The 15,626-nt window shown below is 72.9% G+C and carries 12 protein-coding genes; 5 read left to right on the top strand and 7 right to left on the bottom strand.

Features of this window, described 5'->3' with window-relative positions:
- Positions 1–27: 27 nt before the first annotated feature.
- Positions 28–1,161 (bottom strand): lytic polysaccharide monooxygenase auxiliary activity family 9 protein, encoded by a 1,134-nt coding sequence (locus tag ACWEQG_RS00170; protein ID WP_363471607.1) that lies wholly within the window; start codon positions 1,159–1,161, stop codon positions 28–30.
- Positions 1,162–1,496: 335 nt separating this feature from the next.
- Between ACWEQG_RS00170 and ispG the strand changes: the two genes are divergently transcribed.
- From ispG to ACWEQG_RS00185, 3 genes are all read left to right on the top strand, one after another.
- Complete coding sequence (gene ispG, locus ACWEQG_RS00175; protein WP_452280484.1) at positions 1,497–2,663, top strand: flavodoxin-dependent (E)-4-hydroxy-3-methylbut-2-enyl-diphosphate synthase; 1,167 nt, start codon at positions 1,497–1,499, stop codon at positions 2,661–2,663.
- A 127-nt stretch (positions 2,664–2,790) separates the two neighbouring features.
- Positions 2,791–4,431: an alpha/beta hydrolase gene (locus ACWEQG_RS00180; RefSeq protein ID WP_452280485.1), complete on the top strand. Its 1,641-nt coding sequence runs from the start codon at positions 2,791–2,793 to the stop codon at positions 4,429–4,431.
- A 56-nt stretch (positions 4,432–4,487) separates the two neighbouring features.
- Positions 4,488–5,330 carry a GNAT family N-acetyltransferase gene (locus tag ACWEQG_RS00185; protein ID WP_452281637.1) on the top strand — a complete coding sequence of 281 codons (843 nt, stop codon included), beginning with the start codon at positions 4,488–4,490 and terminating at the stop codon, positions 5,328–5,330.
- Positions 5,331–5,352: 22 nt separating this feature from the next.
- Here the strand turns inward: ACWEQG_RS00185 and ACWEQG_RS00190 are convergent, their stop codons facing one another.
- From ACWEQG_RS00190 to ACWEQG_RS00205, 4 genes are all read right to left on the bottom strand, one after another.
- Positions 5,353–5,757, bottom strand: a complete 405-nt coding sequence (locus tag ACWEQG_RS00190; RefSeq protein WP_452280486.1) for a DUF3037 domain-containing protein — start codon at positions 5,755–5,757, stop codon at positions 5,353–5,355.
- Positions 5,754–6,590 (bottom strand): HipA family kinase, encoded by an 837-nt coding sequence (locus ACWEQG_RS00195; protein ID WP_452280487.1) that lies wholly within the window; start codon positions 6,588–6,590, stop codon positions 5,754–5,756. The genes ACWEQG_RS00190 and ACWEQG_RS00195 overlap by 4 nt, the downstream gene beginning before the upstream one ends.
- 75 nt (positions 6,591–6,665) lie before the next feature.
- Positions 6,666–7,988: an alkyl sulfatase dimerization domain-containing protein gene (locus ACWEQG_RS00200; RefSeq protein WP_452280488.1), complete on the bottom strand. Its 1,323-nt coding sequence runs from the start codon at positions 7,986–7,988 to the stop codon at positions 6,666–6,668.
- 48 nt (positions 7,989–8,036) lie between these two features.
- Entirely contained in the window at positions 8,037–8,903 is an 867-nt protein-coding gene (locus tag ACWEQG_RS00205; RefSeq protein WP_452280489.1) for a helix-turn-helix transcriptional regulator, read from the bottom strand.
- Between the two features lie 182 nt (positions 8,904–9,085).
- On the opposite strand from ACWEQG_RS00205, the gene ACWEQG_RS00210 reads away from it, so the two are divergent.
- The gene (locus ACWEQG_RS00210) at positions 9,086–9,946 is read left to right on the top strand and encodes an SDR family oxidoreductase (protein WP_363471598.1); all 861 of its coding nucleotides are present in this window, start codon (positions 9,086–9,088) and stop codon (positions 9,944–9,946) included.
- Positions 9,947–9,991: 45 nt separating this feature from the next.
- On the opposite strand, the gene ACWEQG_RS00215 is transcribed toward ACWEQG_RS00210, so the two are convergent.
- Both ACWEQG_RS00215 and ACWEQG_RS00220 read right to left on the bottom strand, forming a co-directional pair.
- A complete protein-coding gene (locus tag ACWEQG_RS00215; protein ID WP_452280490.1) occupies positions 9,992–12,598 on the bottom strand; it encodes an ATP-binding protein in 2,607 nt (868 codons plus the stop codon).
- A gap of 119 nt (positions 12,599–12,717) precedes the next feature.
- Positions 12,718–13,257 (bottom strand): TetR/AcrR family transcriptional regulator, encoded by a 540-nt coding sequence (locus ACWEQG_RS00220; RefSeq protein ID WP_363467422.1) that lies wholly within the window; start codon positions 13,255–13,257, stop codon positions 12,718–12,720.
- A gap of 108 nt (positions 13,258–13,365) precedes the next feature.
- Here ACWEQG_RS00220 and ACWEQG_RS00225 point away from each other — a divergent pair, with 108 nt between their 5' ends.
- Positions 13,366–15,618, top strand: coding sequence for an MMPL family transporter (locus ACWEQG_RS00225; RefSeq protein ID WP_452280491.1), 2,253 nt, complete (start codon positions 13,366–13,368; stop codon positions 15,616–15,618).
- The last annotated feature ends 8 nt before the right edge of the window (positions 15,619–15,626 follow it).

Below are 15,626 nucleotides of genomic sequence, written 5' to 3' on the forward strand. Positions count from 1 at the left end.
AGGCGGGCCGCGCCACGGGCGGGCGGGTCAGGCCGTCGAGCAGGTCAGCGAGGGGGTGCCGCTGCTCGACCCGTTGGCCAGGAAGCCGAACGTGGTCGAGGCGCCGGCGCCCAGGCTGCCGTTGTAGTTCACGTTCTGCACGCTGACGTTGCTGCCGGACTGGCTGAGCGTGCCGTTCCAGACCTGCGTGATCGTGCCGCCGCTCGGCTGGGTCCAGCTCACCGTCCAGCTGCCGATGGACGAGGACCCTGCCTTCACCGTCACCTCACCCTGGAAGCCGCCGCCCCAGGAGTTGGTGACCTTGTAGGTGGCCGAGCAGGCGCCGCCGTTGCCGGAGGTCGGGCTCGCCGAGGGGCTGACCCTCGGGCTCGGCGAGGTGTTCGGCGAGGTGCCGGGGGACGGGGAGACGGGCGGGGTGGGGCTCGGGCTGGTGTTCGGGATGCCGACGCCGGTCACCTCGCCGTTGCCGCCGTCGAAGACGACGTCGGAGCAGCTGTAGAACGTCTCGTTGCTGTCCGAGCGCTGCCACACGGTGTAGATGATGTGGCGGCCGCTCTTACCGGAAGGCAGGCGGGCGTTCCAGTAGTAGTGGCCGTCCTCGGTGCCCACAGAGCCGAGGCTCGGCGGGTTGGTGACGCTGTCGAACGGCGTCGACTCCAGGTCGCTCCAGGCCAGCGGGCGGGTCGGGCTCCAGGAGTCCTTGGTGACGTACGAGCGGAACGTGCCGGGGTGCGCGGCCCACTTGTTGTACTTGAACTGGATGGTCGCCCCGGACGTCAGGTGGGTGACCGGCCAGTCGTTGCGGGCGAGGTCGAAACCGCTGAAGTCATAGACGACCGCGCCGCCGCTGCACAGCTGCCCGTCCGGGATGAAGCCGGACATCCGGCCCGCGCCGTCCGAGCGGAGCACGGCGAACCAGTTGTACAGCGCGTTGGTCCCGCCCTTGGCGACCGCGGCCGCGCAGGCGGGGTTCTTCGGCTGGATGGCTCCGCTCGAAGTCGTGCCGTCCTTCCAGCACAGGTAGGTGCGGCTGCCGGGCACCATCGGGGCGCCGTGCGCGGACGCCGGGGAGGCGAGCACGACGGCGGACACGAGGGCGGACAGTGCGGCGACGATCAGCCCGATCGTCGTCTTCGTTACTCTTCTTCGTGGTCTACCCACGGGCTACCCTTTCGCGTGGTCATGGCTGCCGCACTCGTGGTGCAGCACGGCACCGCCGACGGCGCGAGCACGTCGGCCCGGGGGACAGCCTTTGACACAAACCGGCCAGATGGTGCGAGAGCGCTCACGCTGTTCGGACTGTAGGTCGGCCCCCGCCGTCTGCCCACCCCGCATGCGGGGACGATGGCGATTGGCGCAGGTCGTGCCGGTTTCTTCCGCGACGGGTCATGAAACCTTCATTCCTCGTGAAAGGTTTCGGGCCGTCCGGCCTCACGACACTCCTTAGACTGGGAGGGCCCCCCACCGGGCGTCGCCTATCACAACAAGGTGCAGAAATGTCTGTTGATCTCGGGATCCCCGCCGTACGGACGCAGCCGATCGCCAAGCGGCGGGTGTCGCGTCAGATCATGGTCGGCTCGGTCCCCGTCGGCGGGGACGCGCCGGTCTCGGTGCAGTCCATGACCACCACGCTGACCGCCGACGTCAACGCCACCCTCCAGCAGATCGCCGAGCTCACCGCGACGGGCTGCCAGATCGTGCGTGTCGCGGTCCCGTCGCAGGACGACGCCGACGCGCTGCCGGCCATCGCGAGGAAATCCAAGATCCCCGTCATCGCCGACATCCATTTCCAGCCCAAATACGTGTTCGCGGCGATCGACGCCGGATGCGCCGCGGTCCGGGTGAACCCGGGGAACATCAAGAAGTTCGACGACAAGGTCGGCGAGATCGCGCGCGCCGCCTCCGACGCCGGTGTGCCGATCAGGATCGGCGTCAACGCCGGCTCTCTCGACCCGCGCCTGCTGCAGAAGTACGGCAAGGCCACCCCCGAGGCGCTGGTGGAGTCGGCGCTGTGGGAGTGCTCCCTGTTCGAGGAGCACGGCTTCCGCGACATCAAGATCTCGGTCAAGCACAACGACCCGGTCGTCATGATCCAGGCCTACCGGCTGCTCGCCCAGCGCTGCGACTACCCCCTGCACCTCGGCGTGACCGAGGCGGGGCCGGCGTTCCAAGGCACGATCAAGTCCGCGGTGGCGTTCGGCGCGCTGCTGGCCGAGGGCATCGGCGACACCATCCGGGTGTCGCTGTCGGCGCCTCCGGTCGAGGAGGTCAAGGTCGGCACCCAGATCCTCGAGTCGCTGGGCCTGCGCGAGCGCGGCCTGGAGATCGTCTCCTGCCCCTCCTGCGGCCGTGCCCAGGTGGATGTGTACACCCTGGCCGAGCAGGTGCAGGCGGGGCTGACCGGGCTCAAGGTCCCGCTGCGCGTGGCCGTCATGGGCTGTGTCGTCAACGGTCCCGGCGAGGCCCGGGAGGCCGACCTCGGCGTCGCCTCCGGCAACGGCAAGGGCCAGATCTTCGTGAAGGGCGAGGTCATCAAGACGGTCCCCGAGTCGCAGATCGTCGAGACCCTCATCGAGGAGGCCCTGCGCCTGGCCGAGGAGATGGGCGTCGAGGTGGACCTCGACGAGGACGAGGCCGTCGGCCCGGAGGTCGTCGTCCGCTGACCTCGGGCGGGTTACACCAAGCAATGCTCTGACTACACAATGGCAATGATCGGGTAGTACGGTCCGTGCTCCGCCGATCACGCGGCGAAGCTGTCCTCTGCCGTAAAGGGAGCAGAGGAGCGTGCCGGTGAAGCGGGTCGTTGGTGTGGTCATGGGCGTGGCGGTGCTGGTCGCCGGGCTGGTCGGACCTGAGGCGGCGGCTGGATCCGACCATGCCGGGCACTGGGGGCCGCCGCAGCGTCCGCTGGAGTGGAAGCCATGTCCGCCGGAGCCCGGGCCGGCCTCCGGCGGCGCCCTCGCCCCGACCCGGTCCGCCCGCCGGGAGCCGGCGCAGGAGTGCGCGGAGCTGCGTGTCCCGCTCGACTACCGCGAGCCGTACGGCCAGCAGATCTCGCTGGCGCTCAACCGGATCAAGGGCACCGCCTCGCGTGACGGCAACCACCTCGGCGCGCTGCTGGTGAACCCCGGCGGGCCGGGCGGCGAGGGGCTCAGCCTGGCCCGGTTCGTCGCGGCCCGGCTGCCCCGGGACGTCGCCGCGCGGTTCGACGTCATCGGCTTCGCGCCGCGCGGCGTCGCCCCCAGCAAGCCCGCGCTGTCGTGTGTCGACGTGGCCCGCTTCTACGCGCCGCCCCGGCCGGACAACGTGCCGAGGAACGACGCCGAGGAGCAGGTGCTGATCGGCCGGGCCAAGCAGTACGCCGAGGGCTGCGGCAACCGCGGGGCCTGGTTCCTGCCGTACCTGACCACGGAGAACAGCGCGCGGGACATGGACGCCGTGCGCGCGGCGCTGGGCGAGGAGAAGATCAGCTATCTCGGCTACTCCTACGGCACCTACCTGGGGGCGGTCTACGCCACCCTGTTCCCGCAGCGGGTGCGCCGGCTCGTGCTCGACAGCGTGGTCGACCCCGACGGGGTCTGGTACGAGGCCAACATCGCCCAGGACCACAGCTTCGACCGGCGGCACCGCGACTTCCTCGCCTGGGTGGCCGAGCACAGCGACGTCTACAAGCTGGGCGCGACGCAGGCGGCGGTGTCCTTCGCGTGGTACTCCATGCGCTCACGGCTGCGCGACAGGCCCGCGGGCGGGATCGTGGGCCCGAGCGAACTGGACGACGTCTTCTCCAACGGCGCCTACAGCGACCGCCTCTGGCCGTACCTGGGCGCCGCCTTCTCGGCCTACGTCCGCGACGGCGATTCCTCGGTCCTGGTGAAACTGTTCCGCCTGGAGGCCGAGATCGACGCCGAGGAGGAGAACGCCTACGCGGTCTACCTGGGGGTCGAATGCCGGGACGCCGCCTGGCCCCGGTCGTGGGAGCGCTGGCGCGCCGACACGCGCCGGGCGCACGCCGAGGCGCCGTTCATGGCCTGGCCCAACGCCGTCTACAACGCGCCCTGCGCCTTCTGGCCGGAGAAGGGCGGCACGCCGGTCAAGGTGGGCACACCGCACCTGCCGCCCGTCCTGCTGATCCAGGCCGAGCGCGACGCCGCCACGCCGTACGAGGGCGCGCTGCGCATGCGCCGCCTGTTCCCGACCGCGCGCCTGCTGACCGCGGGCGGCGGCAACCACGGCGTGTCGCTCGCGGGGAACGCGTGCGTGGACCGGCACCTGGCGGCCTACCTGCGCGACGCGGCGCTGCTGCCGCAGCGCAAGGGCAAGCGGGGCGCCGACGCGGCCTGCCCGGCCGGGCCGGAGCCGCGGGCCGCGCTGATGAAGGTCGCGGAGGGCGCGCAGGGGACGCCCGCCCACGTCTCGGCCGTACGGCGGTGAGCGCAGCCGGGCCGATACCTCCCAAACGGGAATCGTTCGCGTAGGCTGGCCCCGTGATGCTGCGAACATCGGCGTCGCGCGTGCTCGACGACAGCGATCGTGACGAGGTGCTGGCGCTCCTCGACACCGATCCGGTCGCCAATGTGTTCGTAGCGGCCCGGGTCAGGGCCGTCGGCCTCAGCCCTTCACGGCTCGGCGGTCAGATGTGGGGCTACGGCCCGCGTGGCGGGCTCGTGGCCGTGTGCTACGCGGGCGCCAACCTGGTGCCCGTGAACGCCACCCGCGAGGCGGTACACGCCTTCGCCGACCGGGCGCGCAAGCAGGGCCGCCGCTGCTCGTCCATCGTCGGTCCGGCCGGCGCCGTGGAGCAGCTCTGGGAGCGGCTGGAGCCGCACTGGGGTGGCGCCCGCGCGATCCGGTGGGCCCAGCCGGTCATGGCCACGAGCTCCGCGCCCGCCGTCGAACCGGACCCGCTCGTACGCAGGGTCCGGCCCGAGGAGTTCGGCATCCTGCTGCCCGCCTGCGTGGCCATGTTCACCGAGGAGGTTGGCGTCTCGCCGGACAACGGGGACGGCGGCGCGCTCTACCGGTCCAGGGTCGCCGAACTCATCCGCATCGGGCGGTCCTACGCGCGGATCGACGACGGCCAGGTGGTCTTCAAGGCCGAGATCGGCGCGGTGACGCCGCAGGCGTGCCAGATCCAGGGCGTGTGGGTCCATCCCGACCTGCGCGGACGCGGCCACGCTGCCGCCGGGATGGCCGCCGTGGTCGAGCAGGCGCTCAAGTACTTCGCCCCGGTCGTCACCCTCTACGTGAACGACTTCAACCTCCCGGCCAGGGCGGTCTACCGCAAGGTGGGCTTCCAGGAGGTCGACACGTTCATGTCCGTGCTGTTCTAGCCGGCTGTTCTAGCCGGCTGTCCTATCCGGCGCCGAGGCCGGCCTGTGCGGGTCGCACCAGTCGGGTCAGCAGGTGATCCAGCTCGGCCGCGGGGTCGCCGGTCAGCCCGGCGTGCACCGGCCCGGTCTGGACGACCGTGCTGCGCGGCGCGGTGAGCCAGCGGAACCGGGCGCCCAGCGGCTCCCCGCCCAGCGGCCCCGCCTCCTCGCCGCACGCCCGCTCGTAGGCGGCCAGGGCAAGCCGTACGCCGGGCAGGTCCACCGCCGCGCCCAGCGCCAGCAGCCGGGCCTCGTCCAGCTCGACCCGCGCGCACAGGTAGCCGCGCGGCTGGCAGTAGAGGATGACCCCGGCGTTGACCAGCTCGCCCCGCTCCACGCTGGGCACCACGCGGATCACCGCGTACTCGTAGACGTCCAGGTCGCTCATCGGCCGCCCTCCCGGGTGGCGCGCCAGAAGCCGCCGATCGTCGCGCCCCGCTCGCCGCGGCGCTGCGAGGCGGTGGCGGTGCCGGCAGCGGGGTCCGGCAGCCAGTCGCGCGGCCCCGCGACCCGGGCGAGCAGATGCTCGGTGTAGGCCTGCCGTACGGCCCGCGCGTCCGCGAAGCCCGGCTCGTCCTCCAGCCACTCGTCCGGCACGAGCGCGGTCACCTCGTCGAGCAGCGGACGGGTGACGAGCCCGGCCAGGTCCGCGTCGGCCTGCTCCAGCTTCGTCGCGAACGGCGCGAGCACGTGGTCGCGGCCGTCGAACCGGCGCCGCGGGTCGGCCGTCGGCCAGTTGTGGTGGAACCACAGAGCCGCGCCGTGGTCGATGAGCCACACTCCGCCGTGCCAGACGAGCAGGTTCGGGTTGCGCCAGCTCCGGTCGACGTTGTGGACGAGCGCGTCGAACCACAGCACCCGGGAGGCGAACTCGGCGTCGGGCTCCCAGGCGAGCGGGTCGAAGCCGAGCGCTCCGGGCAGGAAGTCGATCGCGAGGTTGTGCCCGGCGCTCGCCGTGAGCAGGTCCTGGATCTCCTCGTCGGGCTCGCGGAGGCCGAGCTGCGGGTCGAGGTCGATGACCTTGAGATCCGGGGTGGCGAAGCCGAGCCGCCTGGCGAGTTCGGCGCAGACGATCTCGGCGACGAGCACCCGCCTGCCCTGTCCGGCGCCGCGGAACTTCACGACGTACGTGCCGAGGTCGTCGGCTTCGACGACACCGGGCAGCGACCCGCCCTCGCGCAGGGGCGCGACGTACCGCGTCGCCGTGATCTGTTCGAGCACGAGAGGAAGGTTACCGTCAGGGCCGGCGGTCGCTCCCCTCCCCGCGCCCGCCGGCCGTCGTGACGGTCAAGCTCCTCAGTTGGCCTTGCTCGGCAGCCACCACATGCGGCCCTCGGCGACGTCGTGGTAGACGTCGAGCAGGTCCATGCCGGTGGTCTTGCTGCGCGACTCGGCCGCGGCCCACGCGTACACCCCCCGGGCTATCGCGCCGGGCTCCTGCTGGACCCGCATCGCGTAGACGAGGGCCCTGATCTCGTGCACCCGCCGGTCCTCCGGCTCCGCCTGGGCGGCGAGCTCGGCGAGCTGACAGGCCAGGCGCAGGTCGCCGTCGGCCGCCGCGGCGACGGCCCGCCCCGCGACCGACGCCGCTCCCGCGGACAGCTCGGCGACCGCGCGGGCGAACACGGCGTCCGGGGCCGGCTTGAGGTTGGCGGGGTTGCCGTCATGCCAGCCGCCGTGCAGCCGCCAGATGTTGCGCACGATGAACTCGGGTTCGTCGTGACGTTCGCGCAGGTAGGGCCGTCCGGCGAGCGCGGCGGGCGGCTTGACCGTGTGCAGGATCTCGTCCAGGCGGGCGCCCGCGTTCATCAGGTCGAGCGTCTGCTCCACCAGGCTGTCGAGATAGTCGGCGGTGTCGGTGAGCGCCCGGCGCACCCGGGCGGACCCGCGCACGGGCAGCCCACGCCCGGGGAGCAGCAGGTCGGCGTCGAGCGTCGCCATGGTGCGCAGCGCCACCGCCCAGTCGTCCGGGTAACGCTGCACCCGCTGCGGGTCGCCCGCCCCGGGAACCGTCCAGGCGAACAGATCGCCGGTCAGCAGCACGCCACGCTCGGGCAGGAACGCCCAGGTGGCGTCCTCGGTGTCACCCCGGGCGTGCGTGAGCTCGAAGGAGACGTCTCCCAGCGAAAGCGACAACCGGTCGCGGTAGGTCAGGTCGGGCAGCCGCTGCGGCGGCGGCCAGACCAGCCGGGGGAAGCCCCGCTCGCGCAGGTCGACGACCGCGTTGTAGCCGGCCGTCCTGGCCTGCCGGGTGAGCCTGTGGGCCAGCCCCTCCTGCGCCACGACCAGCGGGCGGGTGCCCGGTTCGGCGTCGAACTCCTCGATGCCGCTCAGCCTCTCGGCACGGCTGCGCGAGAAGATCGCGTATTTGAGCGGCTCGACCGACCACTTCCTGATCGCGCGGTACGACTGCGGGGCCTCATGGGCGTCGCCGGTGTCGAAGAGGCCCAGCCCTTCCTCGCCGCGGACCACGTACACGTTGCCGCACGCCGGCCACATCGCCACGCCGTAGGCGATCTCCTGCACCCCGTCTCGGCGCAGCTCGGCATAGGGCACGTCCTCCGGGCGCACCGAACCACGCCAGACCTCGTCGGCGTACGAGAGGATCGGTGATTCCATGGTCAAGAGCCTGATCCTCCGGGCGGACGGTGCCCAGTAGGGAGATCCCTAATGTCCGCGCCGGCCCGCCGGGGTCTTCGCGTTCCAGCTCGCGAGAAGGTCCAGGGCGCGTTTCGAGGACGAGCCGGGTTCGGCGGTGTAGACGAAGAGCGTCGTGTCCGGATCTCCGGGCAGGGAGAGGGTCTCGTACTCGACGGTCAGCTCGCCGACGAGAGGGTGCCGCAGACGCTTGGAGCCGTGGGTGCGCTGGTGGACGCGGTGCTGCTCCCACCAGTGGGCGAACTCACGGCTGTGCTCGCGCAGGTCGGCGATGAGTGCGACGGTGGCCTGGTCGTCCGGGTCGCGGCCCGCGTCGAGCCGAAGGCTCTCGACCGCGGCGCGCGCCTGGACGTCCCAGTCCACGAACAGCGACCGGGCGTCGTCGTCGAGGAACATCCATCGCGCGTAGTTGCGCTGCCGGGGCGGCAGCCGGTCGAAGTCCGTGAACAGCGCTTTCGCCATCGCGTTGGCGGCGAGCACGTCGGTGCGGCGGCCGAGGACGAGGGCGGGCTCGCCGTCGAGCGCGTCGAGGAGCTGGTAGAGCCCGGGGCGCACACGCTGGACGCCGCGGGCCCGGTGCCGGACGGGGGCCGCGGTCATCCCGATGAGGTCGTGCAGATGCGCGCGTCCGGCGTCGTCGAGCCCGAGGGCGCGTCCGACGGCCTCGACGACGGACGGCGAGGGGGTGATGCGCCGGCCCTGTTCCAGGCGTGCGTAGTAGTCGGTCGAGACTCCGGCCAGGAAGGCGACCTCCTCGCGGCGCAGGCCCGGGACCCGTCGCACGCGGCCGTCGGAGGGCAGGCCGGCCCGTGCCGGGTCGACCTGGCTGCGGGCACGTCTCAGGAAATCGGCGAGTTCACGGTTGGTTCCGGCCACGAATCCAGTCTCTCGTCCGCCGCGCGTTCCTGACTGGTCCTGTGCGTCCTAGGTTTCCCGGTGCGCGGTCGCGCAGGGCGCGATATGGACGTCCGCGGCGGATCGCCGTGGATGAAGCTGGAGCCGTGCCGGTCCCGGGGGCTTCCCGGCCGGCGCCACTTGCGACCTTCGAAAGGATCACCATGAGCTTCCCGGCGGATCGACCCGCTACGTGGTTCGTGACCGGCACCTCCCGCGGCCTCGGCCTCGAACTGGTCAGGCGGCTACTGGAGCGCGGCGACCAGGTCGCCGCCACGACGCGGTCGCCGGAGCGGCTGCTCGCCGCCCTCGGTGACGGGACCGGGACCTCGCGCCTTCTTCCGCTCACCGTCGACCTGCGTGACGAGGCGGCGGTCAGGCGTGCGGTCCGGGAGACCACCGGGCGCTTCGGCGGCCTGGACGTCGTCGTCAACAACGCGGGCTACGGTTTCCTGGCCGCGGTGGAGGAGACCAGCGACCGCGAGGTCCGCGACATGCTCGACGTCCAGGTCGTGGGCGTGTGGAACGTACTGCGCGCCGCCCTGCCGATCCTCCGCGAGCAACGCGGCGGTCACATCGTCAACGTGTCCTCGATCCTGGGCCTGACCGCTGTCGCGGGCTGGGCTCTGTACTGCGCCGGGAAGTTCGCGCTGGAGGGGCTGAGCGAGGCGCTCGCCGCCGAGGTGGCGGACTTCGGCGTCCAGGTCACCATCGTCGAGCCCGGGTACTTCCGCACCGAGTTCCTCACCCCGGACTCCATCGCCCTGCCCGCCGAGACGACCGCGCACTACCCGGCCATCCGTGAGATGACCCTCGACCACCTCAAGTTGCAGGGCAGCCAGCTCGGCGACCCGGTCAAGGGCGCCCGCGCGATCATCGACCGGGTCCTGGCCGGGGAAGGCCCGCTGCGGCAGCTGCTCGGTTCGGACGCCCACTCCTACGCCGTGGCCAAGGTCGAGGCCCTGCGGGCGAACGTCGAGGCCGCCGCCCTCAGCGCCCCGGCCACCGACTTCCCCGCCGCCTGACGCCCGTAATCGCCCCGGGGACACGCAGGTGGACAGGGGGACTCGTCACAGCTCGCCGCGTTCGACGGCCAGGGCGAGCTCGACACGCGACCGCAGGCCGGTCTTCGCGTACACGCGGGTGAGATAGACCTCCACGGTCTTGCGGCTGTAGTGCAGCTCCTCGGCGATCTGGGGGTTGCTCAGCCCGTCGGCGACCAGTTCGATGACGCGGCGCTCGCCGGGGGTGAGGTGGCCCGCCGGTTCGGGGACCAGCCCGGCCGCACGCAGGCGGCGCTCCGACAGGGCCGCCCAGGGCGCGGCGCCGAGCCGGGTGAAGATCGCATGTGCGCGGGGGAGCTGCGCGGTGTCGCCGAGCGCGCCGAGGACCAGCCGGGCCCGGGCCTCCTCGAACGGCAGGCCGTCCGCGCGGGACTGCTCCAGCGCCGCGCCCGCCCGCGCGCGGTCGCGGAACGCCCAGCCCACCGCCAGGTCGGCGGAGAGCCGGGCCCGGGGCGTGCCGTTGGCCGACCGCTCCTCCAGCCGGGAGGCCGCCGCCCGGCAGCCCGCGTCGTCGCCCGCTCCGCCCGCCACCAGCACCTTGATCGCCAGAGCCCGGTGCACCACCTCGGGCACGTCGCACGCGAGGGCGTCGTCGAGCTCGCGCCGCGCGGCGGCGATGTCGCCGCGGGCGGCCGCCAGGCGGGCGTGGAACACGCACCGCATGCCCTGCTGCAGGGCCGAGCCGGGCGGCGGCTCGGCGAGGACCCGGGCGGCCTCGTCGAGCCTGCCCTGGTCGAGCAGGATGTCCAGTTCCATGTTGCGCAGGAGGGCCAGGTTCTCCAGCAGGCCCGCCTCGGCCAGGGCCCGGCCCGCGACCGCGATCTCCTCCAGCGCCCGGGCCCATTCGCCGCTCATCCGCCGGATCACGGCCATGGTCCGCACGTGCTGCCCGGCGATGTCGTGCCAGCCGAGGCCGCGGTGGATCTGCTCGGCCTGGTCGAGCACCTCGACGGCGCGCGAGCGCAGCCCGGCGATCGCCAGCACGTGCGCCGCCGACTCCAGCGACGCGAGCCGGGCGCCCGGCGGCAGCGCGGCGGCGAAGGTGAGCAGGTCGTCGACCGCTCGCCGCGTCTCGGTCCAGTCGCCCTGGACGAGTGCGTGGATGGCCAGATAGCCGACCGTGATCGCGCGGTCCTGCGGCGGGCAGTCGGCCAGGCCCTCCCAGGCCCGCCGGGCGGACTCCCGGCTGGGACGGCCCATCTCCGCGCTGATCACCGCCTGCTGCGCGAGCAGCGCCGAGGCGTCGTCGGCCTTCGGGATCTGGCGGCGGGCCACGTCGAGGGCCACCTCGTACCAGCCCATCACGTGGGCCGCGCCGACCGCGGTGTACGCCGCACGGGTGTGGCGGCGACCGGGGGGCAGCACGGCGAGCGCCCGCTGCGCGGAGTTCAGCGCCAGCGCGGGCCGCGATCCCTTCCAGTACGCGAGCGCCTGCCTGGCCAGCAGCTCACCGGGCTGCGGGGACAGCTCGGCGGCCTTGCCGTACCAGTGCGCGGCCGACAGCGGCGCGGTCCAGCGGGTCAGTTCGGCGGCCCGCAGCACCGCGGGCAGGGCCTCGACGGCCGGGCCAGCCTCGGCCTTGTGGGTGGCCCACTCCAGGACCCGCCTGGTGCCGGTCAGCCCCTCCCGTTCGAGCATGTCGGCGATGCGGCGGTGCACCTCACGGCGGCCGGACGCGCCGAGGTCGTCGTAGAGCGCCTCGGCCACGAGCGGGTGGGCCAGCGCGTAGCCGTCGCCGTTCTCCGTGACCACGCCATCCCTGACGAGCGCGTCGAGAGCGCGTTCCGCCCGGGGCGGCTCGAGCCCGGCGAGTTCGGCGAGCGCCGTGAGGCCGGCCGTCTCCCTCGTGCGCGACAGCGCGGCCAGCACGCGGGCGAGGTCGCGTCCGCCCCGGTCCCGCTGGAACAGCCGGCTCAGGATCGCGCCGCGCCGCGCCCCCGGATCGGCCGAGCGCACCGCACCGCCCTGCACCAGGGCCAGCACGGCCTCCTGCACGAACCACGGGTTGCCCCGGCTCGCGACGTGGATACGCCGCAGGACGGTGTCGCTCGGCGTACGGCCGAGCAGCGTGCCGACCAGGTCCGCGATCTCGGCCATGGTGAGCGGCTGGAGCCGGACGGACAGGTCCACGTCGAGCGGGGGAGGGTGGCGGGCGGTGCCGAGGATCGCGACGGCGTCGTGACGGCGTGGCAGGGCCCGCAGCACGCTCAGCGTGTCGGCGTCGGCCAGGTGCAGGTCGTCGATGGCGAGGAGGGTCGGACCGGGCAGCGACTCCAGCAGCCGGGCGGCCATCGCGCCGGGCGCGGCGGCGGGGTGTCCGAGCGCGGCCTGGTCGATCGCGTCGAGCAGGTCGGACAGCACGTCGGCCGCCTCACCGCGCAGCGCCCCTAGCGCCTCGACGAGGGGGGCGTAGGCGCGCCCGCCGTCCAGCTCGCGGGCCTGGCCGCGCAGCACGTGGTAGCCCTTGAGCCGCGCCGCGACCGCGTTCAGCAGGTGCGTCTTCCCGATGCCGGGCTCGCCGAGGACGAGGACGGTCCGCGGCGTCTTCGACAGGGCCGACACCACCTGACCGAGTGTGCCCGCGCGGCCCTCGCCGGCGGCCGATACGTCCACGACTGGCCGTCACTCCCTTCGCATCCGTCCCGCTGGTGTCTCCTAGGACGCGGCGGAAAGGTTGAACGTTCACACGAAATGTGACGTGCTCCGCAAGTGATCGCAAGGGGATCGATGTATCAAGATTCGAACACGGCGACGGCGGCGGCGGTCAGCCTCTCCTCGACCACCTCTTCGGGCACGTCCATGGTCTTCACCACCCCGGACTGCACCGCGCCGAGGGCGGCCCAGGCACGTACGCGCGTGCCGGGGGAGGGGTCCGGCCCGGCCAGGCGGGCGAACAACTCCCGGCCGAACTCCCTGATCGCCTCGCCGGGCGATCCGGGAGGGGCGCTGTCGGCGGCGCCGATGTCCTCGGTGAGCAACCGGATCACCGCGCGGTGCCGTACGGCGAACGCCGCGAACGCCCGCAGGAACTCCCGGTGCCCGGGGAACCGGGCGCCGAGCAGCGCGAGCAGGTCGTCGGCCGCCGGGGCGATGATCTCGGCCGCCAGCCGGTCCTTGGGATGGAAGTGGTAGGCGACCGCCGTCTTGGTCAGGCCGACCGCCGCCGCGATGTCGGCGAGCGACACGGCGGCGTACCCGCGCTCGGCGAACAGGTCGCGGGCCGCGGCCAGGATCCGGGACCGGGTCGCGTTCCCCTGGTCGAGTGTGGTCATCGTCTCATTTTCCGGCGTGCCCCTCGCCCGCCGATGCGTTCCGTTTACCCTCGTTCTGTACGGCCGTACAGGACGGCCGTCAGGACATGCTAGCCGGGACGGACGACGATGAGCGGGCTTCTGGGGCGGCTCGGCGGATGGTGCGCGCGCCACGGCTGGCTCGTGCTGACGCTGTGGGTGCTGGCGGCGGGGCTGCTGACCGCGGGCACGCTGGTATGGGGCCGGCCGGTGAACAACGACGTCGCGATCCCCGGCACGGACGCGCAGCGGGCGCACGAACTCATGCGCGAGGGCTTCGGCCCGGGATTCGACGCGGGCGGGACGGTGCAGCTCGTTCTCTACACGGCGGACGGCACGCTGATCGACAAGTCCCGCAAACAGGCCGTCGAGCAGTCGATGGACGCCCTGCGGCGCGCGCCGCACGTCGCCCAGGTGGAGACGCCGTACCGGATCGGCGGCATGTCGTCCAACCTGCGGATCGGCATGATCACCGTACGGTTGGAGGGGCAGGACACCACCAAGATCGCGCAGACCTCCGAGCAGCTCGTCGCCGCCGCCGCGCCGGCCGCGCGGGCGGGCATCGAGGTCGTCCCGTCCGACAGCTCCACCCCCGCCGACAAGGAGATCAAGACCGGCGCCAGCGAGGTCGCGGGCGTGGTCGTCGCGCTGCTGGTGCTGCTGTTCGCCTTCGGGACGCTGGTCGCCGCGCTCGTGCCGATCTTCACGGCGCTGATCAGCATCGGCGTTGGGCTCGGCGTCATCGCGCTGCTCGGGCATGTCGTGGACGTCCCTTCGACGGCGTCGATCCTGGCCACGATGATCGGCCTCGGCGTCGGCATCGACTACGCGTTGTTCCTGCTGTCGCGGCACCGGTCGCTGCTGGCCGGCGGCGTGCCGGTGCCGGAGGCGGTGCGGCGCACCGCGGCCTCCTCCGGCGGGGCCGTGCTGTTCGCCGGCGGCACGGTCGTGATCGCGCTGAGCGCGCTGATGTTCGCCGGCGTCCCGCTGCTGCGCACGCTCGGCTGGATCACCGGCGTCTCGGTCGTCTGCGCCGTGCTCACCTCGATCACGCTGGTGCCCGCGCTGCTCGGCATCCTCGGCCACCGGGTCAACGCGCTGCGGCTGCCCTTCTCCGGGCGCGCCGCCCGCCAGGACGGCCCGGCGACCGGCTGGGCCAGGCTGGGCACCTGGGTGGCGCGCCGCCCCTGGCGGGTGCTCGCCGTCACCGTGGTCGTGCTCGCGGCGCTCGCCGCCCCGGCCGTCACGATCAAACTCGGCCCGCTCGACGACGGGTACGGCGACAAGGGCACCCCCGCCCGCCGCGCGTACGAGCTGGTCGAGGCGGGCTTCGGCCCGGGCGCCAACGGCGGGCTCGTCGTCGTGGCCGAACTCGACCGGAAGATCGCCGACTCGACACCACCCGACCCGGTGGTGCAGGTGCTGCGCCAGCGGGTGGAGCACACCGAGGGCGTCGCGTTCGTCGCGCCGCCGCAGGTCAACGAGGACGGCCGGTCCGTGCTCATCCAGGCCGTTCCCGACTACGGGCCGAGCGACCGGCGCGCCCTGGACGTCGTGAAGCGGGTGCGTGCCATCGAGGTGCCGGGGGCGCACGTCCACGTCGGCGGGGAGGTGGCCGGGCTGGCGGACATGGGCGACCGCATCATGGGCCGGACTCCGCTGGTCGTCGGCATCGTCGTGCTGCTCAGCGCCATGCTCCTGCTGCTGGCCTTCCGCGCGCCCCTGGTCGCGGTCAAGGCGGCGGTGATGAACCTCGTCTCGCTCGGCGCCGCCTTCGGCGCCCTGGCCGTGGTGTTCTCCCACGGCCTGGGCAGCCGTCTGGTCGGCATGGACCCGCCGCCCTCGGCCGAGGGGTCCTATCTCGCCACGCTGTTCTTCTCGGTGCCCATCGACACGTACGTGCCGCTCATGCTGTTCGCCGTGCTGTTCGGCCTGTCGATGGACTACGAGGTCTTCCTGCTCACCTCCGTACGGCAGGCCTACGCCCGCAGCGGGGACAACCGGAGCGCGGTGGCCGAGGGACTGGGGTCGACCGGCCGCGTCATCACCTCGGCCGCGCTGATCATGGTGGCGGTGTTCACCGCCTTCATCGCCTACCCCGACCCGTTGGTCAAGGTGTTCGGCGTCGGGCTGGCCGTGGCCATCACCGTCGACGCGACCCTGATCCGGGGCTTTCTCGTGCCGGCCACGATGGTGCTGCTCGGCAGGCTCAACTGGTGGATCCCGCGGTGGCTCGACCGGATCCTGCCGAACCTGTCCATCGAGGGCCATGAGGAGGACGGCGAGCCGGCCGGGCCGGCGGAGCCCGAACTCGTCGGCGTGGGCCGGCACGCTCGTCCCTGACGCGCTCA

It is taken from the genome of Microbispora sp. NPDC004025 (assembly GCF_053604425.1).

What these genes read in the sequence shown, in the direction of transcription:
- ACWEQG_RS00210 (WP_363471598.1), top strand. Translation starts at nt 9,086, where the DNA reads ATGAGCTTCCCGGCGGATCGACCCGCTACGTGGTTCGTGACCGGCACC.
- ACWEQG_RS00225 (WP_452280491.1), top strand. Translation starts at nt 13,366, where the DNA reads ATGAGCGGGCTTCTGGGGCGGCTCGGCGGATGGTGCGCGCGCCACGGC.
- ACWEQG_RS00200 (WP_452280488.1), bottom strand. Translation starts at nt 7,988, where the DNA reads ATGGAATCACCGATCCTCTCGTACGCCGACGAGGTCTGGCGTGGTTCG.
- ispG (WP_452280484.1), top strand. Translation starts at nt 1,497, where the DNA reads ATGTCTGTTGATCTCGGGATCCCCGCCGTACGGACGCAGCCGATCGCC.
- ACWEQG_RS00220 (WP_363467422.1), bottom strand. Translation starts at nt 13,257, where the DNA reads ATGACCACACTCGACCAGGGGAACGCGACCCGGTCCCGGATCCTGGCC.
- ACWEQG_RS00185 (WP_452281637.1), top strand. Translation starts at nt 4,488, where the DNA reads ATGCTGCGAACATCGGCGTCGCGCGTGCTCGACGACAGCGATCGTGAC.
- ACWEQG_RS00190 (WP_452280486.1), bottom strand. Translation starts at nt 5,757, where the DNA reads ATGAGCGACCTGGACGTCTACGAGTACGCGGTGATCCGCGTGGTGCCC.